Below are 24,518 nucleotides of genomic sequence, written 5' to 3'. Positions count from 1 at the left end.
TTCTCTCATTTTACTATATATCGGATTCATATGATCTTTACATTTCTTTAAAATTACCTTAATAAAGCAATGATAAGATGAAATAAAGCCAATAAAGGGTGAGGGGAGACAGAAATGGAAAAAACGTATTGTCATTCCGGCGAGAAGGACCCAGAAGCGGTCTACTTAACTGTGAGAGGCTATCGAATTAAGCTGTCGCCTGAACAAATGAAACTGATTTCTGCCGTCAGAAAGTAAAAAATACATGATAAAGGCAGCCGCTTGTGCGGCTGCCTTTTTGATTTAAGAATATTTTCTTTTCCGCTGTGCGAAATGCTTTTGAAACCAATCTTTCTTATATAAAAATGCGATGATCTCCAGCCAAAAACCCGGAATCTTTTTGGGGAATATCGGTTTTTTGTAGAGTGCATGATATGCGGATTTTAAGTCGTCCCACTGCGTGCATGTTTTTGTCTGCTCAAATCTCGCAACATCAATCACCCGCACCGCCCCGGTTTCTGTCAATATCAGATTCCGCAAATGAATATCTGACGGGTTCAGTCCGGCTGCCCGGGCGTCAGAAAGCGCTTCTTCAACCTGCTGAATCATGTCATCACTGATTGCAATGCCTTTCTTCAGACAGTTATAAAAGGTTTCACCTTTAATATATTCCATGAGAATAAATGAATCGCCAGTTTCGTAAATGTCAGGATAGAATGCGGACCCGGCTAATTTTTCATAGATCGCTGCTTCTTTGACTGCTGTCGCTTGATATTCCGGAAAAAATACTTTCAGCGCCATTTTTCGACCGCCTTCTGTTAAGGCAAACACATAGGCGCTTCTTCCCTTGCCGATTAGTGTTAATTCCTCGGATTTCTCTTTGACTTTATCAAATCTGCTGTTCTTGCGGTATATGACGGAATGGGCCAGTGCCTCTGCTTTTGTCAGCATTTCATTCACCTTCTTTGCTCTATTTTATGCAGCTGTTTATAGGAAAATCATAAACTGTTCAGGAAAAAGAGCCTAATTCTAGTGTATCTGGTCTTGAAGAAGAAGGCTACTTATAAGCATGAATTGTGATAAAAGAGACATAGAACGTTTAATTTCCATTCTTGAAAAGCGCTTACAAATGGGATAGTATTAATTTTAAATAAAGCGCTTTCGTGAATGATCAAGGGGGAAGAAGCCATGACAAAACAGATTGTGACAGGGATTATCGGTGCAGGCCGCATCGGCAAACTTCATGTTCAAAATATAAGCCGGATTCCTCACATGAAAATAAAAGCAGTCTCTGACATTCAGGCAAGCCGTATAAAAAGCTGGGCCGACAGTCATCAGATTGAATACATAACCTCTGATTATCGTGATTTATTACATGATCCTGATATTGATGCTATTTTTATTTGCTCTCCTACAGCCGTACATGCACAGATGATCAAAGAAGCAGCCGAGGCGAAAAAGCATATATTTTGTGAGAAGCCCGTTAGTTTCTCTCTGGACGAAACGAGTGAAGCGCTTGCGGCTGTCCGGAAACACGGTGTAACACTTCAAGTCGGATTTAACCGCCGCTTTGATCCTCATTTTAAGAAAATCAAAACGATTGTTGAAAATGGTGAAATTGGTACACCTCATTTATTAAAAATCACGTCCCGGGACCCAGAACCCCCGAATATAGATTATGTCCGTACGTCAGGCGGATTGTTTATGGATATGTCGATCCATGATTTTGATATGGCCAGATATATTATGGGAAGCGAAGTGACGGAAGTGTATGCCAAAGGGGCGGCTTTGGTGAATCCTTCTTTTGCGGAGCTGGGTGATATTGATACAGCTGTTATTACACTGACTTTTGAAAACGGTGCCATGGCTGTGATTGATAACAGCCGCCAAGCTGTGTACGGATATGACCAGCGGGTTGAGGTTTTCGGGACGAAAGGCTCTGCAGCGGCTGACAATAGCAGGCCGACAACGGTTGAGGTGTCAACAGCTGATTTTGTGATGAAGGATAAACCGCATTTCTTTTTCCTTGAACGCTATAAGGATTCATATGAGGAGGAGATTCTCCGTTTTGCAGAAGCGATCGGCACAAACCAGGAGACTCCCTGCACCGGCAATGACGGTTTACAGGCCGGAAGGATCGCCAGAGCAGCACAGCAATCGCTTGCTTTTGGCATGCCTGTCAGCATTGAGCACACTGAAAAAATCGCTTTTTAATCTAACAGGATTACAATTCAGCAAGCTTGGGTATATACTCCATTGATACTTTAAGTAGGCGGTGGAGAAAATGAATACAGTACATGCTAAAGGAAATGTTTTGAACAAAATCGGAATTCCTTCTCACATGGTTTGGGGTTATATTGGCGTTGTCATCTTTATGGTTGGAGACGGCCTCGAACAAGGCTGGCTGTCTCCTTTTCTCGTTGATCATGGTCTCAGTATGCAGCAATCCGCATCGTTATTTACCATGTACGGCATTGCTGTCACCATCTCAGCTTGGCTTTCAGGAACGTTTGTCCAAACTTGGGGGCCGAGAAAAACGATGACTGTCGGATTGCTTGCATTTATCCTCGGTTCGGCCGCTTTTATCGGCTGGGCGATTCCTCATATGTATTATCCGGCTCTCTTGGGCAGCTATGCTCTTAGAGGCTTGGGATATCCGCTGTTTGCATACTCTTTTCTCGTATGGGTGTCATACAGCACCTCTCAAAATATTCTCGGCAAAGCCGTCGGCTGGTTTTGGTTTATGTTTACGTGCGGCCTTAACGTGCTCGGCCCGTTCTATTCCAGCTATGCAGTTCCGGCCTTTGGAGAAATCAATACGCTTTGGAGCGCTTTACTGTTTGTGGCGGCAGGCGGAATTCTTGCCTTATTTTTTAACAAAGATAAATTTACTCCGATACAAAAACAAGATCAGCCGAAATGGAAAGAACTGTCGAAGGCATTTACGATTATGTTTGAAAACCCAAAGGTAGGCATCGGCGGAGTGGTCAAGACGATTAATGCGATAGGACAATTTGGATTTGCTATCTTTCTTCCTACTTATTTAGCAGGATACGGGTATTCGGTTTCGGAATGGCTGCAAATATGGGGGACGCTGTTTTTTGTGAATATTGTGTTTAATATCATTTTCGGTGCAGTCGGAGATAGACTTGGCTGGCGCAATACGGTCATGTGGTTTGGCGGTGTCGGATGCGGTATTTTTACGCTGGCGCTGTATTACACGCCTCAGCTGATCGGGCATCAGTATTGGGTGCTCATGATTATCGCCTGCTGCTACGGCGCGGCTTTAGCAGGGTACGTTCCATTAAGCGCGCTTTTGCCGACGCTTGCACCTGATAATAAAGGTGCTGCCATGTCAGTGTTGAATTTGGGATCTGGTTTATGTGCGTTTATCGCGCCGGGCATCGTGAGTCTTTTCATTGGGCCGCTCGGTGCAGGCGGCGTGATTTGGATCTTTGCGGCATTGTATTTTTTCAGTGCCTTTCTGACGCGATTCTTGACAATTTCTGAGCAAAGCACAGGTGTGTATACGGAGGAACGGTTTGTCAGGGAAAATGTGCAGACAAATTTTGATAAAACGGTTAAGCAGTAGCCTCTTTGGTCAAACTAATCATAAACGTGTGCAAAGAGGTGTAGAGGGTGAAACGATTCAGCACGGCGTATCTTTTGCTGGGCATTCTTTGCTCAGCGGCAGTATTTTTAATAGGAGCTCCTTCCCGCGCACTTGGCGCGGAAGTGGAGCACTATGAGCCGCTGCAGGTGCATGTGCAGCTTGAAAAGGTGTATTTGGACGGCGATGTCAGCATTGAGCATAAGCATGAAAAAGTGTTTTCTATGGATGATTTTTGGGCAGCTTATGCCGGATGGACGCTTGTGGAACAAAAAAAGGGATATGTGCTCTTCCGGAAGCAAATGGACGATATATCTCCGCTCAGCAAGGTCAACGGGTATATCGGTGTATCGGATAATGGAGTGATTTCCACTTTTCATGGGCGGCCTGAGCCAGCTTCCGAACCGATTCAGTCTTTTTTTCAAATTGATTTAGAAAGGCTGGAAAGCCATATGCAAAAAAATCTGCTGAAAGGCATTCCATTTCGGACAAAAGCGGAGTTTGAGGATGTCATCGAACATATGAAGACATACAGCGGGTAACGTCCGCTGATTGAAGACATGTATTCATGTCTTTTTTTTCGTGAAAGAATGAGAGAGAAGCGAACATATGTTAACTTTTCTATAAGACTTTGGCTGTTTTTATGGTACAATGAAGAACAGTCAAAGAGGTGAATTTGCGTGATTGAATTTGTTAAAGGGACGATTGATTATGTATCTCCCCAATATATTGTCATAGAGAACGGCGGCATCGGCTATCAGATTTTCACGCCGAATCCGTTTATATATAAGGAGAGAAGCCAGGAAACGATTTTTACATACCATCATATCAGAGAGGATGCTTTTTCGCTTTACGGTTTTTCAACAAGAGAGGAGAAGGCGCTCTTTACAAAGCTGTTAAACGTGACCGGAATTGGCCCGAAAGGAGCACTTGCCATCTTGGGCTCGGGTGATCCCGGAGCGGTCATCCAAGCAATTGAAAATGAAGATGAAGCTTTTTTGGTCAAGTTTCCTGGAGTAGGAAAGAAAACCGCACGCCAGATTATTCTAGATTTAAAAGGAAAGCTGGCAGATGTTGTGCCTGAAATGATTGAAAATCTGTTTAATCATGAAGAAAGGCTTGAAAAGCAAACAGCGGAAACGGCTCTTGAAGAAGCACTTGAAGCCCTCAGGGTTCTCGGATATGCTGAAAAAGAAATCAAAAAGGTGCTTCCTCACCTTAAAGAAGAAATTGGGCTGACAACAGACCAATATGTGAAAAAAGCATTACAAAAACTATTAAAGTAAGGTGATGTTCATGGATGAACGGCTCGTCTCAAGTGAAGCAGACAACCATGAATCAGTGATAGAGCAAAGCCTGAGGCCGCAAAATCTGGCACAGTATATCGGGCAGCATAAGGTAAAAGAAAATTTGCGCGTGTTTATAGATGCGGCGAAAATGAGACAGGAGACGCTGGATCATGTTCTTCTGTACGGGCCGCCCGGACTCGGAAAAACAACGCTTGCTTCGATTGTTGCTAATGAAATGGGAGTGGAATTGCGGACGACATCAGGGCCTGCGATTGAAAGGCCTGGTGATTTGGCTGCTATATTAACGGCGCTGGAACCGGGAGATGTATTATTTATTGATGAAATACATAGGCTGCACAGATCGATCGAAGAGGTGCTTTATCCTGCAATGGAAGACTTTTGCCTGGACATTGTGATTGGCAAAGGCCCATCTGCCCGCTCGGTTCGGCTCGACCTTCCGCCTTTTACGCTGGTAGGAGCCACGACGAGGGTGGGGCTTTTGACGGCTCCTTTAAGAGACAGATTCGGCGTCATGTCTCGCCTTGAGTACTATACACAAGAAGAACTGGCGGATATTGTCACAAGAACCGCTGATGTATTCGAGGTTGAGATTGATAAACCGTCGGCGCTTGAAATTGCAAGAAGATCGAGAGGGACGCCCCGCGTGGCGAACCGCCTGCTGAGAAGGGTGCGCGATTTCGCCCAAGTGCTGGGTGACAGCAGGATTACGGAAGACATTTCTCAGAATGCGCTGGAGCGGCTTCAGGTTGACCGCCTCGGTTTGGATCATATTGATCATAAGCTGCTGATGGGCATGATCGAAAAATTCAACGGCGGCCCAGTAGGCCTTGATACGATTTCAGCTACCATCGGCGAGGAATCGCATACGATTGAAGACGTATATGAACCATATCTGCTGCAAATTGGATTTATACAAAGAACGCCGCGTGGAAGGATCGTGACACCGGCCGTTTATCATCATTTCCAAATGGAGGCTCCCCGATATGACTGAATTTCCTAAGATCATTATGATTCTTGGTGCTGTTTTGCTTATTATCGGAGCAGTTTTGCATTTTGTCGGCAAGATGCCGGGAGATATTTTTGTAAAAAAAGGAAATGTCACGTTTTTCTTCCCGGTTGTCACTTGTATTATTATAAGTGTGGTATTATCAATTTTGCTTAATCTTTTTGGCAGAATGAAATAACAAAAGACTAGAATAAAGGTGAAATCATCATGAAAGTCGATTTATTTGATTTTGAACTACCAGAACGTTTAATTGCACAAGTACCGTTGGAGCAGCGTGATGCTTCAAGGCTGATGGTGCTCGATAAACATACAGGGCAGCTTACTGACAGCTCGTTTAAACACATTATCAGCTTCTTTAACGAAGGCGATTGTCTAGTCCTGAACAATACCCGGGTACTGCCTGCGCGGTTATTCGGCACAAAAGAGGATACCGGCGCGAAAGTGGAACTTCTTTTGTTGAAACAGGAAACCGGTGATAAATGGGAAACACTTGCCAAACCGGCGAAACGGGTGAAAAAAGGAACTGTTGTCACATTTGGAGACGGAAGATTGAAGGCAATCTGCACGGAAGAGCTTGAGCACGGCGGCAGAAAGATGGAATTTCAATATGACGGTATTTTCTACGAGGTGCTTGAATCCCTTGGAGAGATGCCGCTCCCTCCATATATCAAAGAACAGCTTGATGACAAAGAGCGCTACCAGACAGTATATTCAAAAGAAATCGGCTCTGCTGCTGCGCCTACAGCTGGCCTTCATTTCACGGAAGAAATCTTACAGCAGCTGAAAGACAAAGGCGTGCAAATTGAGTTCATCACACTGCACGTAGGCCTTGGAACGTTTCGCCCTGTGAGTGCCGATGAAGTGGAAGAGCATAATATGCATGCAGAGTTTTATCAAATGTCAGAAGAAACGGCTGCAGCCTTAAACAAAGTAAGAGAAAATGGCGGTCGGATCATTTCTGTCGGCACGACCTCGACACGCACGCTTGAGACGATTGCCGGGGAACATGACGGGCAATTTAAAGCATCAAGCGGCTGGACATCTATTTTTATTTATCCGGGCTATGAATTTAAAGCCATTGACGGAATGATTACAAACTTCCATTTGCCGAAATCGTCATTGATTATGCTGGTCAGCGCGCTTGCTGGAAGAGAAAACATTCTGCGTGCCTATAACCATGCAGTGGAAGAGGAATACCGTTTCTTCAGCTTCGGAGACGCGATGCTGATTATATAATTTGAGAACAGGAGGCCTCATCAAAAGTGGCTGAACAACCAATACGCTATGAATTTATAAAAGAATGCAAACAAACAGGAGCGCGGCTGGGCAAAGTGCATACGCCTCACGGCTCCTTCGAAACGCCGGTTTTTATGCCGGTCGGCACACTGGCGACAGTCAAAACAATGTCGCCTGAAGAGCTGAAAGCAATGGATGCAGGTATCATTTTGAGCAACACTTATCATCTATGGCTTCGTCCGGGCCAAGACATTGTCAAAGAAGCGGGCGGGCTCCATAAATTTATGAACTGGGACCGCGCAATTTTAACAGATTCAGGCGGTTTTCAGGTCTTTTCTTTAAGCAAGTTTCGTAATATAGAGGAAGAGGGTGTCCATTTCCGCAATCATCTAAATGGAGACAAGCTGTTTTTATCTCCGGAAAAAGCGATGGAGATCCAAAACGCACTCGGCTCTGATATTATGATGGCGTTTGATGAATGCCCGCCATACCCGGCGGAGTACGACTACATGAAGAGGTCAGTTGAACGGACAAGCCGTTGGGCGGAACGTTGCCTGAATGCCCACAATCGTCAGGATGAACAAGGGCTGTTTGGTATTGTACAAGGCGGAGAATATGAAGATCTGCGGACACAAAGTGCGAAGGACTTGATTTCCCTTGATTTTCCGGGATATGCTATAGGCGGATTGTCTGTAGGTGAACCGAAGGATGTCATGAACCGTGTACTCGAATTTACAACACCGCTCTTGCCGAAGGATAAACCGAGATATCTGATGGGAGTAGGTTCTCCGGATGCACTGATCGACGGAGCGATCCGCGGGGTCGATATGTTTGACTGTGTGCTGCCTACACGGATTGCAAGAAACGGCACAGTGTTTACTGCTGAAGGACGACTCAATATGAAAAATGCGAAATTTGAAAGAGACTTCCGTCCGATTGATGAAGAGTGTGATTGCTATACATGTAAAAACTACACTCGCGCGTACATTAGGCACTTGATTCGCTGTAATGAAACATTCGGCCTTCGATTAACAACTTACCATAACCTTCATTTTCTGTTACACTTAATGGAGCAGGTAAGACAGGCTATTCGCGAGGATCGTCTGGGTGATTTCAGAGAAGAGTTCTTTGAGCGTTACGGCTATAACAAGCCAAATGCGAAAAGCTTCTAAATAAACATAACAGGCTTACAGAAAGGGGTGAAAATGATGACTGGCACTTTAGGTACATTGGTTCCTATTATTTTAATGTTTGCGGTCCTTTACTTCTTGCTGATTCGTCCTCAGCAAAAGCAGCAAAAGGCTGTACGCCAAATGCAAGAGGAACTGAAAAAAGGCGATTCAGTAGTGACAATCGGGGGATTGCACGGTACTGTTGACTCTATCGACGAAAGCAAAGTCGTAATTAAGACTGGTGATAACACACGTCTTACGTTCGACCGCCGCGCGATCAGAGAAGTTTCTGCTGCTGAATAACAGCAGGAGCTATACATAGCAAACAAAAAAGAGCGGGCAAGTGAGCCCGCTCTTTTTTATGTGGAAGACCTGTTTCCCCTCATGTTCACGCCGAAAATCCCGCCCAGCATGCACACCCCTAAAAATCCCAGATGGAAGATCAGCTGTTCTGCTGTAAATGTCTTTCCGAATCCTAAATACTGAAACAATAAGATAATCAGAGAAAAACTTAAGGCAGTCAATGCTCCAATCATCCAGCCTCTTTCCTTGCCTTTCCCGCCTGAAATGAACCCGCCGATAAATAAAGAGAGAAATGAGATAGCTGTGATCAGCCAGTTAAATGATGATTCTTCCAGCGAGGTTGCGGTCAATAAAAGTGAAACCGCCAAACTTGTCAGGAGCATGGCTGCAAATATGGCGATTAAGCCGTAAAGAATGCCTTTTCCAACTTGTTTCGTCTCCTCCATGATTGTCTCCTTTCTGCCTGTATTAAAAGGCTTCTGTTCTTTTTGCACAAAGCCGTCAGACATGCTGATGGCTCGTCTTTGTAAAAATGTATTCCCTTATCCCATGAATTAGACGTAAAAGCTTTGTGAAATGCAATCGGTTTTTCTTACATAAATTGATCATTTTGTTGCAACCTATAATGAGTTGGAGGTGCATGATGGAAGAGCTTCTCACTATTGCGTTTCGCACAGTCGTATTGTATTTTGTGATATTGGTCATTTTTCGTCTCATGGGCAAGCGGGAGATCGGAGAGCTTAGTATATTAGATCTCGTTGTCTTTATCATGATGGCTGAAATTGCCGTTTTAGCCATAGAAAACGTAGACGATCATCTATTTCATACCATTTTGCCAATGCTTGTATTAATGATCATTCAAGTGACTTTGGCATACTTTTCTTTAAAAAACCGAAAAGTCCGCCAGCTTCTTGACGGTAAGCCGACCATAATTATCAAATATGGAAAAATTGACGAAGACGCCATGAAATCACAGCGTTATAATTTTGATGATTTAATGGTTCAGCTCAGAGAAAATAGCATCGACAGAGTAGCTGACGTATCATTTGCTATTTTAGAGCCGTCGGGCAAACTGACTATTGTTAAGAAAGAAAACAGCGGAGAGCATCGACAGCTCGAAATGCCGCTCATTATAGACGGCTTCATTCAAACAGAAAACCTGTCCAGAATCAGTAAAGATAAAAAATGGCTGCTCGAAAGTTTGCAAAAACACGGATACACAAACCCTTCAGATATTTCTTTTTGCTCGTTTACAGACGGAGAATTATTTATTGATGAAAAAGATGGGCACCGCCCGTAACCGTTATCGGACGATTAGACGTCCGATAATGGGAATGCGGCGAAGCTCATCTTTTTTAATTAAACGGAAAACGAGCAGGAGGATTATATAAATGGCGGCGCTCACCGCAATCCATCCGGCTAGATTGACAGCCTCAGATGCTCCAAAGCTTATATATTGTTTGATGGCGGAGCTGATAAATCCGCAAATTACAATAACAGCGAAGCTGAGCGCATACTCCTTGATTTTGATGCTGATCGGCAGCACTTTGCTTACGGTTGCTGCGTGCAATAGCGTGACGAGCACCATGCCTGTCACAATGGCTAATGCCGCGCCCATAATGCCAAGAGAAGGCCTTGTGGCAAGGACAAAAATAAGGCCTGTTTTGACAAGCGCTCCGATTAAGCTGTTCATCATCGCAGCTCCAGCCAAATTAAGCGCCTGCAGCACAGCTTGAAGCGGGCCTTGGAAATAATAAAGCAGAAAAAATGGGGCCATTACTTTTATAAATACAGCTGCGCCTGAGGAACCGTACATCACTCTCATCAGCTCATCTGCAAATACAAATAAAATAACAACTGAAATGCCTCCGCTGAGCAGACAGAGACGCATCGCCTGTTCCAAGCGGTATTCCACCACCTGCAATTTTTTCTGCTCCATTCCTTCACTGATCGCAGGAACAAGCGCGGTCGACAAAGAATATGTAATAAAGCTGGGCAGAGTCAGCAGCGTCATGGCAAAGCCGGTCAGTTCCCCGTATTGCTTTGTTGCGGCAACTGTTGCCACACCGGCGATGGCAAGGCTTTGAGCGACGACGATTGGCTCGAAAAACCAAGAGAGGTTTCCGATAAAGCGGCTCCCGGTTGTTGGAAGGGACACGCTCATTAATTGGGTAAAGGTTTGTTTTCCGTTTTTAATTGACTGGAAAAAATGCTTTCTGATTTTAATTGTCTTTTTATACTTAAAGCAAACGAATAAATAAAGAAGTGATGCCAGCTCCCCTGCCACTGAGGATAGCATTGCCCCCGCTGCAGCATATTCAATTCCGTAAGGGAGAAAAATCGTTGTGCAGACAGCCACGAGTGAAATGCGGACGACCTGTTCAAGGACTTGTGACATAGCAAGCGGGTTCATATTCTGTTTTCCTTGAAAGTATCCCCTCAGCACACTCGATATAGCAATAATCGGCACTACCGGCGTAATGGCCAGGAGCGGATACAGTGTTCGCTTATCTGTCAGCATCGTTTCAGCCATAACCGGGGCGAAAAACAGAAACAGCGGTGTAAAGATGAGGCTGAGCACTCCCGTGATGGTCAGAGACATGACTAAAATATTTTTCGTTTTTTGATGATCTCCGCGCGCACTGGCTTCAGCGACTAGCTTGCTGATCGCGACCGGCAGACCGAATTGAGTTAACGTAGTGGCCAAGAAGAAGGTAGGCGCCGCCATCATGTAAAGCCCGACTCCTTCTTCACCGATAAAACGGGCGATAACCACCCGGTTGACAAACCCGAGCATTCTTGTAACCATTCCTGCTGCGATAAGGATAAGAGTGCCCTTTAAAAACGTCTGTTTCGCCATTTTTACCCCCTGCCTTCTCAAACTACCTGGAATCATATACAATAAAGATATGCGTATATATCGTCCAAGCATGACAAGTCTTCTTGAAAAACAATAAAAAAGGAGCGTGGAATTCGTGGAGAAGCATCCAGCCGATCTATATAAAGACCACGTCAGGCCGTTTCTTTACAGCAAACTGGAAGAGTTCAAGATTCTCGGGTATGATGATGTTGAACTCGAAAGTTTGTGGTCATACTTAACAGATAAGAAGTGGAAAAAGAAAACGGAACTGAACATTTATGAACTGGCGAGTGATATTTTATCAGTGAAAATTGGCGAATTTATGAACTATGCAACCGTTGAGTCATTTAAAACGTCTAATTGGCTGGGCAGTGAAGAGGGCCAGGAAGCATTGGAAGAACTGCTGAGATAGCAGGTTGATTCGCACAGGTTTAAGGGAGGATATACATAATGAAAAAAGGACGCTTGATTGCGTTTTTCCTTTTCGTTCTATTGATCGGCACGGGCTTGGGCTACTTTACGAAGCCTGCCGCTAACAATATTACGTTAGGATTGGATTTGCAAGGCGGATTTGAGGTGCTGTATGATGTACAGCCTGTAAAAAAAGGTGACAAAATCACAAAAGACGTTCTGGTCAGCACAGTAGAGGCATTGAACCGCCGGGCCAATGTTCTCGGTGTCAGCGAACCGAACATCCAAATTGAAGGGAATAACCGGATTCGCGTTCAGCTCGCTGGTGTGACAAACCAAAACAGAGCGCGTGAAATTTTGGCGACTGAAGCGCAGCTTTCTTTCAGAGATGCAAATGATAAGGAACTGTTAAACGGTGCTGATCTAGTCGAAAACGGCGCTAAACAAACTTATGACAGCACAACAAATGAGCCAATTGTCACGATTAAGCTGAAAGACGCTGATAAATTTGGTGAAGTGACCAAGAAGGTCATGAAAATGGCGCCAAACAACCAGCTTGTCATTTGGCTGGATTATGATAAAGGTGATTCCTTTAAGAAAGAAGTTCAAAAAGAGCATCCTAAATTTGTATCCGCTCCAAATGTAAGTCAGGAGCTAAATACAACTGATGTAAAAATTGAAGGTCATTTCACAGCTCAAGAAGCAAAAGATTTAGCCAGCATTTTAAATGCAGGCGCACTTCCTGTGAAACTGACTGAAAAGTATTCGACATCAGTAGGCGCACAATTCGGCCAGCAGGCTCTCCATGATACGGTGTTTGCCGGTATTGTCGGTATTGCAATTATTTTCTTATTTATGCTTTTCTATTACCGTCTGCCGGGATTAATCGCGGTGATTACGCTATCTGTTTATATCTACATTACACTCCAGATCTTTGACTGGATGAATGCCGTACTCACGCTTCCGGGAATTGCCGCTCTCATTTTAGGTGTCGGGATGGCTGTTGACGCCAACATTATTACCTATGAGCGGATTAAAGAAGAGCTCAAGCTAGGAAAGTCAGTCCGCTCTGCCTTCCGTTCAGGAAACAGACGGTCATTTGCGACGATTTTTGATGCGAATATTACAACCATTATTGCAGCGGTTGTGCTCTTTATCTTTGGGACAAGCTCTGTTAAAGGGTTTGCGACAATGCTGATCCTATCGATTTTGACAAGCTTTATCACTGCCGTTTTCTTATCGAGATTTCTCCTCGCTCTCCTTGTGGAAAGCAGATGGCTTGATCGGAAAAAAGGCTGGTTTGGTGTCAATAAGAAACATATCATGGATATTCAGGATACGGATGAAAATACAGAGCCGCATACGCCATTCCAAAAATGGGATTTCACGAGCAAACGCAAATACTTCTTTATTTTCTCCAGTGCAGTCACGGTTGCCGGGATTATTATCCTGCTTGTGTTCAGGCTGAATCTTGGCATTGACTTTGCTAGCGGTGCACGGATTGAAGTACAAAGCGACCATAAGCTGACGACAGAGCAAGTTGAGAAGGATTTTGAATCTCTGGGTATGGACCCTGATACTGTAGTTCTGTCAGGCGAAAAGAGCAATATCGGTGTTGCCCGTTTTGTCGGGGTGCCAGATAAAGAAACCATAGCAAAAGTAAAAACGTATTTTAAAGACAAATACGGATCAGAGCCAAATGTCAGCACAGTTTCACCGACAGTCGGTAAGGAGCTGGCAAGAAATGCGCTGTACGCAGTTGCTATAGCTTCTATTGGCATCATTATTTACGTTTCAATCCGATTCGAATACAAAATGGCGATTGCTGCCATCGCCTCATTGCTATATGACGCATTCTTTATCGTCACGTTCTTCAGTATTACAAGGCTTGAGGTAGATGTTACATTCATCGCGGCCATCTTGACGATAATCGGGTATTCCATTAACGATACAATCGTTACATTTGACAGGGTCCGCGAGCATATGAAAAAGCGCAAGCCGAAAACATTTGCCGATCTGAACCATATTGTAAACCTGAGCCTGCAGCAAACCTTTACACGTTCAATTAACACTGTATTAACTGTTGTGATTGTTGTTGTGACATTGCTGATCTTTGGAGCATCTTCTATTACTAACTTCTCAATTGCTTTATTGGTCGGGCTGTTAACAGGCGTTTATTCTTCTCTATACATTGCCGCACAAATTTGGCTTGCATGGAAAGGAAGAGAACTGAAAAAAGATTCGGCGCAATAAAAAATATCAGGCTGTCCTCTGCAGGGCAGCCTGTTTTTTGAAGTTTCATTGAACTTAAAATAGACATTTGCTATAATGACATACGCTTACATTTAAACATATATATGGTGTTAAAAGTGTTTATGACTGGTTTTCAGATATGTAGGAGGGTTTATATATGAGGGTTCGCGAATCAGAGCTGCCGGGCATAGGACAAAAAGTTGAAATGATTACTAGAAACCGTGATAAAATTTCAATTATCATTCATCATGACGGACGAAGAGAGCTTTACTATTTTGACGAAAACGACCATGAGGAATGTGTTGCCTCCGTGCAGTTTGATGACGCTGAAGCAAGGCAAATGTCTGCAATTCTTGGCGGAATGGCATATAAACCGAAAGCGTTAGAACAGGTCGAGTCAGCCCTTGATGATTTGATTATAGAGTGGTGTAAAGCAGAGGCGGGAGCGCCTGCCATTCATCAGACGATTGGTGATTTGAATGTGGGTCAGGAATATCATGTAACGGTCATTGCAATTGTTAAAAAGAATCAGGATAAACAACTGAATCCGAGCTCTGAAACAGTCATTGACGAAGGCGATACACTTGTGATTTCCGGTGAGGGAACCGGACTGAAGAGGCTGATCTGGGAAAAATTAACAGCAAAGGGAGCTTAACCTAGTGTTAAGCCATGTTTAAAACCAGTCTTGATGGGGAAAGTTACCTCAATAAGAAGTTTGGGGGAAAAGAGAATGAATAAACAATGGACCATTATTTTCGCACTTATTTTCACCTTAATTGTCGCTATTTTCGCAGTCATTAATGTTCGATCCGTAGAAGTTGATTACCTGTTTGGAAGATCAGAATGGCCGCTCATTCTTGTTATTTTGGGCTCAGTTTTAATGGGAGCGCTGATCGTATTTTCTGTCGGCATTTTTCAGGTAATGAAATTGAAGCGGGAAATAAAAACCTTGCGGAAAGAAAATAGAACAGCAATACATAAACAAGAGGATACTCATCTTCCTAATCAGACTGACACACAGGATGCATCAGCCATGATTGAGAAAAAAGACTAGTTTTCGAATATTATTTGAAACCCCTCAGCCTGCTCTAGTATAATAGGGTGGTTGAGGGGTGAATTTATGTTAGCGTCAAAAATGCGATGGGAAATCCAGCGACCAGATCAGGATAAGGTCAAATCACTCACAGAACAATTGCATATAACACCTCTTGTTGCGTCCCTGCTTGTAAAAAGAGGCTTTGATACGGCAGAAAGCGCTAGGCTGTTTTTACATACAAAGGATGCCGATTTTTATGATCCTTTTGAAATGAAAGGCATGAAAGAAGCGGCAGATCGAATAAAACAGGCGATTTCACAACAAGAAAAGATTATGATATATGGCGATTATGACGCCGATGGGGTTACAAGTACGTCAGTGATGCTTCACACGCTGCAAAAACTGTCGGCTCAAGTTGATTTTTATATACCTGACCGTTTTAAAGAAGGATATGGACCTAATGAACAGGCGTTTCGTTCGATTAAAGAACGGGGCTTCTCTTTGATCATTACGGTTGATACAGGAATTGCCGCTGTGCATGAAGCGAAGGTGGCAAAGGAACTCGGACTGGATGTCATCATTACTGATCATCATGAACCGGGACCGGAGCTTCCAGATGTCCATGCGATCGTCCACCCGAAGCAACCTGGCTGCACTTACCCGTTTAAGGAGCTTGCCGGGGTTGGAGTCGCGTTTAAGCTTGCCCACGCTCTATTGGGTGAACTTCCTGATGAACTGCTTGACCTGGCGGCTATCGGCACCATTGCCGATCTAGTCCCGCTGCATGACGAAAACAGATTAATTGCAACACTAGGACTTGAAAGGCTTCGACGGACAAATCGGCTCGGCTTAAAAGAGCTGATTAAGCTGTCAGGCGGAGACATCGGAGAAGCGAACGAAGAAACAGTCGGATTTCAGCTCGCACCAAGGCTGAATGCCGTCGGAAGAATCGAACAGGCGGATCCCGCTGTTCATTTGCTTATGTCAGAGGATTCGTTTGAAGCGGAAGAGCTTGCCGAAGAAATTGACCAGCTGAACAAAGAGCGCCAAAAAATGGTCAGCAAAATGACGGATGAAGCGATTGAAATGGTTGAACAGCAAGGGCTCGATCAAACTGCAATTGTCGTGGCCAAAGCCGGATGGAACCCGGGAGTCGTCGGGATTGTGGCTTCAAAGCTTGTGGACCGCTTCTACCGACCGGCCATTGTTCTTGGCATTGATGAAGAAAAGGGAATCGCTAAAGGTTCGGCCCGAAGCATCAGAGGCTTTAATTTATTTGAGAGCCTTTCTGAATGCAGAGATATTCTTCCTCATTTCGGCGGCCATCCAATGGCTGCGGGGATGACGCTGAAAGCCGAAGATGTGCCGGATTTGCGAAGCAGGCTGAACGAAATAGCGGACAATACGCTTACGGAAGAGGATTTTATTCCCGTACAGGAAGTCGACCTTGTCTGCAGCGTCGAAGACATTACAGTTGAAAGCATCGCAGAAATGAACATGCTGTCTCCTTTTGGCATGCTGAACCCGAAACCGCACGTTCTCGTAGAAAACGCAGTACTGGAAGATGTCCGCAAGATAGGGGCAAATAAAACTCATGTCAAAATGACGATCAGAAACGAGTCGTCCCAGCTTGATTGCGTCGGTTTTAATAAAGGCGAGCTTCAAGAAGGCATCGTACCGGGTTCAAGAATTTCCATTGTCGGTGAGATGTCAATCAACGAATGGAACAATCGAAAAAAGCCGCAGCTTATGATAAAGGATGCCGCTGTTTCTGAATGGCAGCTGTTTGATTTAAGGGGAAAACGGACGTGGGAAGACACAGTTTCCGCCCTTCCATCTGCTAAACGGGCCATTGTCTCTTTCAAAGAAGACTCAACAACATTACTTCAAACTGAAGACCTTCGCCGAGAAGTGCACGTCATCAGTTCTAAAGATCAAGCAAAGGCGTTTGACCTCGATGGTGTATATATTGTATTACTGGATCCGCCGCCTTCGCTGGACATGCTCGCACGTTTGCTGGAAGGCAAGGCGCCTGAGCGGATATATTTTATTTTTCTCAATCATGAGGACCACTTTTTATCAACTTTTCCCGCAAGAGACCACTTTAAATGGTATTATGCGTTCTTGCTGAAAAGAGGCGCTTTTGACGTGAAAAAACACGGTTCAGAGCTTGCAAAACATAAAGGCTGGTCCGTTGAAACAATCAATTTCATGACAAAGGTGTTTTTTGATCTCGGTTTTGTTAAAATAGAGAATGGTGTGCTGTCTGTTGTGAGCGGAGCAAAGAAACGCGACTTAACAGACTCACAAACATATCAGGCGAAACAGCAGCTGATGGAACTGGATCAAAAGCTGAATTATTCTTCTGCTGAAGAGCTGAAGGAATGGCTGAATAAGCTGATGAAACAAGATTCAGAGGCTTATGAAAGTACGAGGAGGACATAAAACAGATGGATTTAAAACAATACGTAACAATTGTACCGGATTACCCGAAAGAGGGCGTGCAATTTAAAGATATTACGACACTGATGGATAAAGGCGATGTATACCGCTATGCCACAGATCAAATTGTTGAATATGCGAAAGAAAAGCAAATTGATTTGGTCGTTGGCCCTGAAGCGCGCGGCTTTATTATCGGCTGTCCCGTTGCTTACGCGCTTGGCGTAGGTTTTGCGCCGGTCCGCAAAGAAGGCAAGTTGCCTCGTGAAGTAATCAAAGTGGATTATGGCTTGGAATACGGAAAAGACGTATTAACGATCCACAAAGATGCGATTAAGCCTGGTCAGCGTGTGCTTATTACAGATGACCTGCTTGCGACAGGCGGCACAATTGAAGCGACAATCAAACTTGTTGAAGAACTTGGCGGCGTTGTTGCTGGTATCGCTTTCTTAATCGAGCTTTCTTACCTTGACGGCAGAAATAAGCTCGAAGATTACGACATCTTAACATTGATGAAATACTAAGGATAACCGCATAACGAAAAAGCACTCCATGTCAGGGTGCTTTTTTCCTATTGTTTTGCATTTATTTTATATAATATTTGGCTATTTGAACTTCTGCTCTTTACATCTTTCGTTTTTTTCTTGATAATAAACTACAATACAGTTTACATTTTAAAAAAGGTGATTCCATGGCGAACGAACAAGTATTGACTGCCGAGCAAGTTATAGATAAAGCGCGCAGCTATCTATCTGATGAGCATATCGCATTTGTCGAAAAAGCATATCTGTACGCTGAAGATGCTCATCGCGAGCAATACCGCAAATCGGGCGAGCCATATATTATTCATCCGATTCAGGTTGCGGGGATTCTCGTCGATCTTGAAATGGACCCTTCCACAATCGCGGGCGGATTTTTGCACGATGTCGTGGAAGATACAGATGTGACGCTCGATGACCTGAAAGAAGCATTTTCCGAAGAAGTGGCAATGCTTGTAGACGGCGTAACGAAACTCGGCAAAATTAAATATAAATCTCAAGAGGAACAGCAGGCGGAAAATCATCGCAAAATGTTTGTCGCTATGGCTCAAGATATCAGGGTCATATTGATCAAGCTGGCGGATCGTCTTCACAATATGCGGACACTGAAACATCTGCCTCAGGAAAAACAGCGGAGAATCTCCAATGAAACGCTGGAAATTTTTGCTCCTTTGGCGCATCGTCTCGGGATTTCAAAAATTAAGTGGGAATTGGAAGATACGGCGCTCCGTTATTTGAACCCTCAGCAATATTACAGAATTGTCAACCTCATGAAGAAGAAACGTGCAGAACGTGAGCTTTATGTCGATGAGGTTGTTAATGAAGTGAAGAAACGTGTCGAAGAAGTAAATATCAAGGCTGACTTCTCGGGACGCCCGAAACATATTTACAGTATTTATCGAAAAATGGTGCTGCAAAATAAGCAATTCAATGAAATTTACGATTTGCTGGCTGTCCGTATTCTTGTGAATAGCATAAAGGACTGCTACGCGGTGCTTGGCATCATTCACACATGCTGGAAACCGATGCCCGGCAGATTCAAAGATTATATCGCAATGCCGAAGCCGAATATGTATCAATCGCTTCATACAACGGTTATTGGGCCTAAAGGCGATCCGCTTGAAGTGCAGATCCGCACCTTTGAAATGCATGAAATAGCGGAATACGGGGTTGCGGCTCACTGGGCTTATAAAGAAGGGAAAGCAGCCAATGAAGGTGCAACCTTTGAGAAAAAGCTTTCTTGGTTCCGTGAAATTTTAGAATTTCAAAATGAATCGACAGATGCAGAAGAATTTATGGAATCGCTCAAAATTGATTTGTTCTCTGATATGGTGTATGTCTTTACGCCAAAAGGAGATGTAATCGAGCTTCCGTCCGGTTCGGTTCCGATTGACTTTTCTTACCGGATTCACTCTGAAATCGGCAATAAAACAATCGGTGCCAAAGTAAACGGAAAAATGGTTACGCTTGACCATAAGCTTCGGACAGGTGATATCGTTGAAATTCTCACCTCTAAGCATTCCTACGGCCCGAGCCAGGATTGGGTGAAGCTTGCCCAAACATCCCAAGCGAAGCATAAAATCCGTCAATTCTTTAAGAAACAGCGGCGTGAAGAAAATGTCGAAAAAGGCCGTGAGCTGGTCGAAAAAGAAATTAAAAACTTGGATTTTGAATTGAAGGATGTTTTAACGCCAGAGAATATTCAAAAGGTTGCTGACAAATTTAATTTCTCAAATGAAGAGGATATGTACGCGGCGGTCGGTTACAACGGCATCACAGCTCTGCAGGTGGCGAACCGCCTAACAGAAAAAGAGAGAAAGCAGCGCGATCAGGAAGAACAGGAAAAGATCGTTCAGGAAGTTACTGGGGAACCTAAGCCGTACCCGCAAGGAAGAAAACGGGAAGCTGGCGTTCGTGTCAAGGGCATCGACAATCTCCTTGTCCGTTTATCAAAATGCTGCAATCCTGTGCCAGGTGATGATATTGTCGGCTTTATCACAAAAGGCAGAGGGGTTTCGGTCCATCGCGAAGACTGTCCGAATGTCAAAACGAATGAAGCCCAAGAGCGGCTGATCCCGGTAGAGTGGGAGCATGAGTCACAGGTTCAAAAGCGCAAGGAATACAATGTTGAGATAGAGATTCTTGGGTATGACCGCCGCGGATTGCTGAACGAGGTGCTGCAGGCAGTGAATGAAACGAAAACAAATATTTCATCTGTCTCTGGCAAATCGGATCGCAATAAAGTGGCAACCATTCATATGGCGATTTTTATTCAGAATATCAATCACTTGCACAAAGTCGTCGAGCGTATTAAACAGATTAGAGATATCTATTCTGTGCGCCGCGTCATGAACTAAAGGGGTTAGAAAATGAGATTAGTTGTTCAGCGAGTAACAGAAGCAAGCGTTACAGTGGACGAAGAGGTCGTCGGCCAAATTGGACAAGGCCTCATGGTGCTGGTCGGCATCACTCATGATGATACAGAAGATGATGCAGCTTATTTAGCCGATAAAGTTGTCAATCTCCGTATTTTCGATGACAGTGAAGGAAAAATGAATCTGTCTCTTGTAGATATAGGAGGAGAGATTTTATCTGTCTCACAGTTTACGCTTTATGGAGATACGAAAAAAGGGCGCCGGCCGAACTACATGAACGCGGCCAAACCCGATAAAGCTTTAGGTCTTTATGAAAAATGGAATGACCTGCTTCGTGAAAAAGGAATCAAAGTGGAGACCGGAACGTTTGGAGCAATGATGGATGTTCAGCTTACAAACTCCGGACCGGTTACGCTCATTATGGATTCAAAATAAAAAAAGCTGCCAAAAGGCAGCTTTTTTTATTGGAAGTATTTCTCTAATCCGCTTTCGATCCCATCTGTTACTTTTTCTTGGTATGAATTGCTATGTACAATGGCTTCTTCCTGCGGATGGCTTACATATCCCAGCTCGTACAGCATAGCGGGCTGTCTGTTTTCCCGGAGCACATAATAATCTCCGAATAATACGCCGCGGTCTGGAATGGAAGAACGCTTCACCACTTCTGAGTGGACATCTGATGCGAGTTCCTGATCTTTGGCAGGACTGTAGTAATATGCTGTACTGCCTCTTGTAGAGGTATCCGCATAGCTGTCATAATGAATGCTGATAAAGGCGTCAGCGTTGCGGTAGTGAGACGTAGAGACCCGTGACTGCAGGCTGACAAAGGTATCATCCTGGCGTGTCACATATACATCCGCTCCAGCCGATCTAAGTTTGCTGGCGAGCAGTTTTGCCGTTTTGATCGTCAGGTTTTTCTCGAATTTCCCCGAATACCCGATCGTTCCGCTGTCTTTTCCTCCATGTCCCGGGTCAACAATAATCGTTTTATTGTTTAGAGAGCCGTTTCCAGACGGGGAATCAGAGACTGGCGGTTCACCTGCTTCTTCTGCGCTTTTAGACGTTTGGACCACCCAATTGGCTACATAAGCAGTTTGCCCGTTATCAAGCTTTATTTCATACCAGCTTCCCTTTGAACCGGTAATGGTGTATGAATCTCCTTTGGCAGCACGCTCAACGATCGAAGCTGATGTTGACGCATCACTTCTTAGATTCGTTCCTCCGTACATGATATAGGCTTTTTTAGCGGAGGATGAACTGCCGGCATTTGCTGAATCATCAGCTGGAACAGAACTAGTCAAAAGGTAATGGCTTGCAACCCAGCCTTTTAGCCCGTTCACCTCAATGTGAGCCCAGCCATTTTTCTCGTTGAGAACCGTCAGTTTCGTTCCGCGATCAAGTTTTGTTATAATTGCCGCGTCATGTGAGGCGGAGGCTCTTACATTTAGCGAAGAAACACCGACTGTGCCCGTCGTTGACGCACCAGAATCCTCGGTTTGGTCACTCTCATCAGACGCTGAACTGCTGCCTCCTGATGTGACATATTCAGATGATACCCATCCGGTGGCACTGTGATAGGATATCTTGATCCAGCCCGAATCTTTATCAATGACAGATGCTTGGCTGCCTTGCGGGAATTTGCCGATGACTTCGTAGGAAGTGCCCGGGCCGCTTCTCATCCGCAGATCGGGGTCTGTTGATGTCACAGTGTCACTGCTTCCTGAGGAGCTTGTGCTGGCCTGGTCTTCCTTTGTAATAAGCCAGGAGACTACCCAGCCCTTTTCTCCGGAACCAAGCTGTATCTGCACCCAGTCTCCATCTTCCTTTAAAATCGGATAGCGTTCTCCCTTTTTTACTTCCGCTGTAATGCCGTAGCTAAGCCCAGGGCCGCTTCTGACGTTCATTTCATCTGTTGCGATGACCGCTTCTCCTTGAGCAGCTGTAATGGATGAAAAGGTCGGAAATAGCGCTGCGGTGAAAATAATACATACAATAAGGACAAAGTATTTCTTGTTCATTGTGTCCTCCTTTCTGATGATCATTAAAAAAGCATTCTTGTTTAATATCGTAAAGTCCTTTCTGATTTTTAAATAAAAATAAAATGATTTGTTTATACTAAGCGTAAATACAATCAAAAAGGTGTGCAAATCATGAAATATCATCCAAAAATGGGACGTGCATTTCACGACGGTGAAGCGAATCTGCATTACAGCGATCACGCAGATCCCGATACGACTGGTTATCTTACGGAAACAGCATCTGAATTTGGTCTTATGTCCAAAGAAGCAGCGCTGAGGAAAAACAACCGGAATAAAGCTTGACAGAGAACCCCAATCCCATTATTATAATAGAAATTGAGTACATAGCAAATGATGAAAGATTTGAACCAATAATGGAGAAGAGTAGGTCAGATTGCATGATTAGAGAGGAACCCGCCCCAGGCTGAAAGCGGATCCCATTGCGTCTTTCTCGAAACAACACTCCGGAGGTTTCCTGCTGAACGCGTGAATAACGCCATTAGGCAGTGAACGTGAACCTGCGTTAAAGGATCGAGCGGGAATATGAACGTATTCCAACTAGGGTGGCACCACGGGTATAACTCTCGTCCCTACTATCATGTATAGTAGGGGCGAGAGTTTTTTTCATTTTCATCATTAACGATCATTGGATATTTTATAAGGAATACATAAGGAGGTCTACCTATGGGATATAACATTCCGAGAGGAACACAGGATATTCTGCCTGGAGAATCAGATCGCTGGCAGTATGTTGAACAAATTATGAGAGACACTTGCCGCACTTATCAATATAAAGAAATCCGCACACCGATTTTTGAGCATACAGAACTGTTTGCCAGAGGCGTCGGAGAATCAACGGATATCGTACAAAAAGAAATGTATACCTTCGAGGACCGCAAAGGCAGAAGCCTGACGCTTCGTCCGGAGGGAACAGCTGCTGCGGTTCGCGCTTTTAATGAAAACAAGCTGTTCGCAAATCCTGTACAGCCGACAAAGCTTTATTATGTCGGGCCGATGTTCCGTTATGAACGTCCTCAGACAGGCCGTTACCGCCAGTTTTATCAGTTTGGAATTGAAGCGATTGGTTCGAAAGACCCTGCAATCGACGCTGAAGTAATGGCGCTTGCGATGAGTATTTATGAAAAAGCAGGTTTAGAAAACGTTAAGCTTGTCATAAACAGTCTCGGCGATCAAGATAGCCGCAAAAGCTACAGAGAAGCGCTCGTGAAACACTTCGAGCCTCGCATCGAAGAATTTTGTTCAGACTGCCAGTCCCGGCTGCACACGAATCCGCTTAGAATCTTGGACTGCAAAAAAGACCGAGATCATGAGCTGATGAAATCGGCACCTTCGATTTTGACATATTTAAATGAAGAATCAGCCGCTTATTTTGACAAAGTGAAACAATACTTAAATGATCTGGGCATTTCGTATGAAATCGATTCGAACCTTGTGAGAGGGCTGGATTATTACAACCACACCGCATTTGAAATTATGAGCAATGCGGAAGGCTTTGGCGCGATTACGACACTTGCCGGCGGCGGACGCTACGACGGGCTTGTCGAACAGATCGGCGGACCTGAAGCACCGGGCATCGGATTTGCGATGAGCATCGAACGCTTGCTTGCCGCAATTGATGCTGAAAAAAGAGAGCTGCCTGTTGATAAGGGAATCGACTGCTATATCGTCACACTCGGCGAAAAAGCAAAGGATTATTCTGTTTCATTGGTGTACAAACTGAGAGAAGCAGGCATTTCCAGTGAAATCGATTATGAAAATAAGAAAATGAAAGGCCAGTTTAAAACAGCTGATCGCTTAAAGGCCAGATTTATTGCGATTTTGGGTGAAGATGAGCTTGCCCAAAACAAAATCAATGTAAAGGATGCACAGACGGGCGAACAGATTGAAGTGGCACTTGATGAATTTATACATGTGATGAAGGCAAACCAAAAGGGATAAGGAGTGAAACGC

25 protein-coding genes and 1 other annotated feature are annotated in these 24,518 nt (G+C 44.3%); of the genes, 21 read left to right on the top strand and 4 right to left on the bottom strand.

The annotated features are described in order from the left end of the window. Positions 1-114 precede the first annotated feature (114 nt). Positions 115-237, top strand: a complete 123-nt coding sequence (locus M1D65_RS13490; protein ID WP_003229707.1) for a hypothetical protein — start codon at positions 115-117, stop codon at positions 235-237. A gap of 45 nt (positions 238-282) precedes the next feature. Here M1D65_RS13490 and M1D65_RS13485 read toward each other — a convergent pair whose 3' ends face one another. Beyond that, positions 283-930 carry a phosphotransferase gene (locus tag M1D65_RS13485; protein WP_024572252.1) on the bottom strand — a complete coding sequence of 216 codons (648 nt, stop codon included), beginning with the start codon at positions 928-930 and terminating at the stop codon, positions 283-285. A 237-nt stretch (positions 931-1,167) separates the two neighbouring features. Between M1D65_RS13485 and iolG the strand changes: the two genes are divergently transcribed. The 9 genes from iolG (at position 1,168) to yajC (ending at position 8,616) form a co-directional block, all read left to right on the top strand. Beyond that, positions 1,168-2,193: an inositol 2-dehydrogenase gene (gene iolG / locus M1D65_RS13480; protein WP_032726305.1), complete on the top strand. Its 1,026-nt coding sequence runs from the start codon at positions 1,168-1,170 to the stop codon at positions 2,191-2,193. A gap of 70 nt (positions 2,194-2,263) precedes the next feature. Continuing rightward, the gene (locus M1D65_RS13475) at positions 2,264-3,571 is read left to right on the top strand and encodes an MFS transporter (RefSeq protein WP_134991398.1); all 1,308 of its coding nucleotides are present in this window, start codon (positions 2,264-2,266) and stop codon (positions 3,569-3,571) included. Positions 3,572-3,618: 47 nt separating this feature from the next. Beyond that, complete coding sequence (gene bofC, locus M1D65_RS13470) at positions 3,619-4,131, top strand: sporulation cell-cell signaling protein BofC (protein ID WP_003229715.1); 513 nt, start codon at positions 3,619-3,621, stop codon at positions 4,129-4,131. 138 nt (positions 4,132-4,269) lie between these two features. Beyond that, complete coding sequence (ruvA, locus tag M1D65_RS13465) at positions 4,270-4,875, top strand: Holliday junction branch migration protein RuvA (RefSeq protein WP_003229717.1); 606 nt, start codon at positions 4,270-4,272, stop codon at positions 4,873-4,875. A gap of 10 nt (positions 4,876-4,885) precedes the next feature. After that, a complete protein-coding gene (ruvB, locus tag M1D65_RS13460) occupies positions 4,886-5,890 on the top strand; it encodes a Holliday junction branch migration DNA helicase RuvB (RefSeq protein WP_003229718.1) in 1,005 nt (334 codons plus the stop codon). Further along, positions 5,883-6,083: a DUF2905 domain-containing protein gene (locus M1D65_RS13455; protein ID WP_003222669.1), complete on the top strand. Its 201-nt coding sequence runs from the start codon at positions 5,883-5,885 to the stop codon at positions 6,081-6,083. The genes ruvB and M1D65_RS13455 overlap by 8 nt, the downstream gene beginning before the upstream one ends. A 29-nt stretch (positions 6,084-6,112) precedes the next feature. Then, the gene (gene queA / locus M1D65_RS13450) at positions 6,113-7,141 is read left to right on the top strand and encodes a tRNA preQ1(34) S-adenosylmethionine ribosyltransferase-isomerase QueA (protein WP_124072893.1); all 1,029 of its coding nucleotides are present in this window, start codon (positions 6,113-6,115) and stop codon (positions 7,139-7,141) included. A 26-nt stretch (positions 7,142-7,167) separates the two neighbouring features. Beyond that, entirely contained in the window at positions 7,168-8,313 is a 1,146-nt protein-coding gene (gene tgt, locus M1D65_RS13445) for a tRNA guanosine(34) transglycosylase Tgt (RefSeq protein WP_003229725.1), read from the top strand. 36 nt (positions 8,314-8,349) lie between these two features. Further along, the gene (yajC, locus tag M1D65_RS13440) at positions 8,350-8,616 is read left to right on the top strand and encodes a preprotein translocase subunit YajC (protein WP_004398708.1); all 267 of its coding nucleotides are present in this window, start codon (positions 8,350-8,352) and stop codon (positions 8,614-8,616) included. Positions 8,617-8,672: 56 nt separating this feature from the next. On the opposite strand, the gene M1D65_RS13435 is transcribed toward yajC, so the two are convergent. Next, entirely contained in the window at positions 8,673-9,062 is a 390-nt protein-coding gene (locus M1D65_RS13435; RefSeq protein WP_031315243.1) for a TIGR04086 family membrane protein, read from the bottom strand. Positions 9,063-9,259: 197 nt separating this feature from the next. On the opposite strand from M1D65_RS13435, the gene M1D65_RS13430 reads away from it, so the two are divergent. After that, positions 9,260-9,916, top strand: a complete 657-nt coding sequence (locus M1D65_RS13430; RefSeq protein ID WP_021480225.1) for a DUF421 domain-containing protein — start codon at positions 9,260-9,262, stop codon at positions 9,914-9,916. A gap of 3 nt (positions 9,917-9,919) precedes the next feature. Here M1D65_RS13430 and spoVB read toward each other — a convergent pair whose 3' ends face one another. Beyond that, positions 9,920-11,476, bottom strand: a complete 1,557-nt coding sequence (gene spoVB / locus M1D65_RS13425; protein WP_015251562.1) for a stage V sporulation protein B — start codon at positions 11,474-11,476, stop codon at positions 9,920-9,922. 115 nt (positions 11,477-11,591) lie between these two features. On the opposite strand from spoVB, the gene comN reads away from it, so the two are divergent. From comN to dtd, 8 genes are all read left to right on the top strand, one after another. Continuing rightward, positions 11,592-11,888 (top strand): post-transcriptional regulator ComN, encoded by a 297-nt coding sequence (comN, locus tag M1D65_RS13420; RefSeq protein ID WP_003229735.1) that lies wholly within the window; start codon positions 11,592-11,594, stop codon positions 11,886-11,888. A gap of 38 nt (positions 11,889-11,926) precedes the next feature. Next, positions 11,927-14,140: a protein translocase subunit SecDF gene (gene secDF, locus M1D65_RS13415; RefSeq protein ID WP_015251564.1), complete on the top strand. Its 2,214-nt coding sequence runs from the start codon at positions 11,927-11,929 to the stop codon at positions 14,138-14,140. A 157-nt stretch (positions 14,141-14,297) separates the two neighbouring features. Beyond that, positions 14,298-14,795 (top strand): cation:proton antiporter regulatory subunit, encoded by a 498-nt coding sequence (locus tag M1D65_RS13410; RefSeq protein WP_015714441.1) that lies wholly within the window; start codon positions 14,298-14,300, stop codon positions 14,793-14,795. A 75-nt stretch (positions 14,796-14,870) separates the two neighbouring features. Further along, positions 14,871-15,194 carry a LapA family protein gene (locus M1D65_RS13405; RefSeq protein WP_153256948.1) on the top strand — a complete coding sequence of 108 codons (324 nt, stop codon included), beginning with the start codon at positions 14,871-14,873 and terminating at the stop codon, positions 15,192-15,194. A gap of 66 nt (positions 15,195-15,260) precedes the next feature. Next, positions 15,261-17,621, top strand: a complete 2,361-nt coding sequence (recJ, locus tag M1D65_RS13400) for a single-stranded-DNA-specific exonuclease RecJ (protein ID WP_097080586.1) — start codon at positions 15,261-15,263, stop codon at positions 17,619-17,621. A 5-nt stretch (positions 17,622-17,626) separates the two neighbouring features. Further along, positions 17,627-18,139, top strand: coding sequence for an adenine phosphoribosyltransferase (locus tag M1D65_RS13395; RefSeq protein WP_003229745.1), 513 nt, complete (start codon positions 17,627-17,629; stop codon positions 18,137-18,139). Between the two features lie 167 nt (positions 18,140-18,306). After that, positions 18,307-20,511 carry a GTP diphosphokinase gene (relA, locus tag M1D65_RS13390; protein ID WP_003229747.1) on the top strand — a complete coding sequence of 735 codons (2,205 nt, stop codon included), beginning with the start codon at positions 18,307-18,309 and terminating at the stop codon, positions 20,509-20,511. Between the two features lie 12 nt (positions 20,512-20,523). Further along, positions 20,524-20,964, top strand: coding sequence for a D-aminoacyl-tRNA deacylase (dtd, locus tag M1D65_RS13385; RefSeq protein WP_004398689.1), 441 nt, complete (start codon positions 20,524-20,526; stop codon positions 20,962-20,964). A gap of 26 nt (positions 20,965-20,990) precedes the next feature. Here the strand turns inward: dtd and M1D65_RS13380 are convergent, their stop codons facing one another. After that, on the bottom strand, positions 20,991-22,547 hold the full coding sequence (locus tag M1D65_RS13380; RefSeq protein ID WP_085186624.1) for an SH3 domain-containing protein: 1,557 nt from the start codon (positions 22,545-22,547) through the stop codon (positions 20,991-20,993). Positions 22,548-22,679: 132 nt separating this feature from the next. Here M1D65_RS13380 and M1D65_RS13375 point away from each other — a divergent pair, with 132 nt between their 5' ends. Both M1D65_RS13375 and hisS read left to right on the top strand, forming a co-directional pair. Then, on the top strand, positions 22,680-22,850 hold the full coding sequence (locus tag M1D65_RS13375) for a YrzK family protein (protein ID WP_004399157.1): 171 nt from the start codon (positions 22,680-22,682) through the stop codon (positions 22,848-22,850). Positions 22,851-22,909: 59 nt separating this feature from the next. Continuing rightward, positions 22,910-23,142, top strand: a binding site (T-box leader). A gap of 89 nt (positions 23,143-23,231) precedes the next feature. Continuing rightward, entirely contained in the window at positions 23,232-24,506 is a 1,275-nt protein-coding gene (gene hisS, locus M1D65_RS13370; RefSeq protein WP_456270593.1) for a histidine--tRNA ligase, read from the top strand. Positions 24,507-24,518: the final 12 nt, after the last annotated feature.

It is taken from the genome of Bacillus sp. JZ39 (genome assembly GCF_053903145.1).
The sequence above is the reverse complement of the archived record's forward strand: the minus strand, read 5'-3'. Positions and strand labels throughout refer to the sequence as shown.

What these genes read in the sequence shown, in the direction of transcription:
- M1D65_RS13490 (WP_003229707.1), top strand. Translation starts at nt 115, where the DNA reads ATGGAAAAAACGTATTGTCATTCCGGCGAGAAGGACCCAGAAGCGGTC.
- M1D65_RS13485 (WP_024572252.1), bottom strand. Translation starts at nt 930, where the DNA reads ATGCTGACAAAAGCAGAGGCACTGGCCCATTCCGTCATATACCGCAAG.
- iolG (WP_032726305.1), top strand. Translation starts at nt 1,168, where the DNA reads ATGACAAAACAGATTGTGACAGGGATTATCGGTGCAGGCCGCATCGGC.
- M1D65_RS13475 (WP_134991398.1), top strand. Translation starts at nt 2,264, where the DNA reads ATGAATACAGTACATGCTAAAGGAAATGTTTTGAACAAAATCGGAATT.
- ruvB (WP_003229718.1), top strand. Translation starts at nt 4,886, where the DNA reads ATGGATGAACGGCTCGTCTCAAGTGAAGCAGACAACCATGAATCAGTG.
- M1D65_RS13455 (WP_003222669.1), top strand. Translation starts at nt 5,883, where the DNA reads ATGACTGAATTTCCTAAGATCATTATGATTCTTGGTGCTGTTTTGCTT.
- queA (WP_124072893.1), top strand. Translation starts at nt 6,113, where the DNA reads ATGAAAGTCGATTTATTTGATTTTGAACTACCAGAACGTTTAATTGCA.
- yajC (WP_004398708.1), top strand. Translation starts at nt 8,350, where the DNA reads ATGACTGGCACTTTAGGTACATTGGTTCCTATTATTTTAATGTTTGCG.
- M1D65_RS13435 (WP_031315243.1), bottom strand. Translation starts at nt 9,062, where the DNA reads ATGGAGGAGACGAAACAAGTTGGAAAAGGCATTCTTTACGGCTTAATC.
- M1D65_RS13430 (WP_021480225.1), top strand. Translation starts at nt 9,260, where the DNA reads ATGGAAGAGCTTCTCACTATTGCGTTTCGCACAGTCGTATTGTATTTT.
- spoVB (WP_015251562.1), bottom strand. Translation starts at nt 11,476, where the DNA reads ATGGCGAAACAGACGTTTTTAAAGGGCACTCTTATCCTTATCGCAGCA.
- secDF (WP_015251564.1), top strand. Translation starts at nt 11,927, where the DNA reads ATGAAAAAAGGACGCTTGATTGCGTTTTTCCTTTTCGTTCTATTGATC.
- M1D65_RS13410 (WP_015714441.1), top strand. Translation starts at nt 14,298, where the DNA reads ATGAGGGTTCGCGAATCAGAGCTGCCGGGCATAGGACAAAAAGTTGAA.
- M1D65_RS13405 (WP_153256948.1), top strand. Translation starts at nt 14,871, where the DNA reads ATGAATAAACAATGGACCATTATTTTCGCACTTATTTTCACCTTAATT.
- recJ (WP_097080586.1), top strand. Translation starts at nt 15,261, where the DNA reads ATGTTAGCGTCAAAAATGCGATGGGAAATCCAGCGACCAGATCAGGAT.
- M1D65_RS13395 (WP_003229745.1), top strand. Translation starts at nt 17,627, where the DNA reads ATGGATTTAAAACAATACGTAACAATTGTACCGGATTACCCGAAAGAG.
- relA (WP_003229747.1), top strand. Translation starts at nt 18,307, where the DNA reads ATGGCGAACGAACAAGTATTGACTGCCGAGCAAGTTATAGATAAAGCG.
- dtd (WP_004398689.1), top strand. Translation starts at nt 20,524, where the DNA reads ATGAGATTAGTTGTTCAGCGAGTAACAGAAGCAAGCGTTACAGTGGAC.
- M1D65_RS13380 (WP_085186624.1), bottom strand. Translation starts at nt 22,547, where the DNA reads ATGAACAAGAAATACTTTGTCCTTATTGTATGTATTATTTTCACCGCA.
- M1D65_RS13375 (WP_004399157.1), top strand. Translation starts at nt 22,680, where the DNA reads ATGAAATATCATCCAAAAATGGGACGTGCATTTCACGACGGTGAAGCG.
- hisS (WP_456270593.1), top strand. Translation starts at nt 23,232, where the DNA reads ATGGGATATAACATTCCGAGAGGAACACAGGATATTCTGCCTGGAGAA.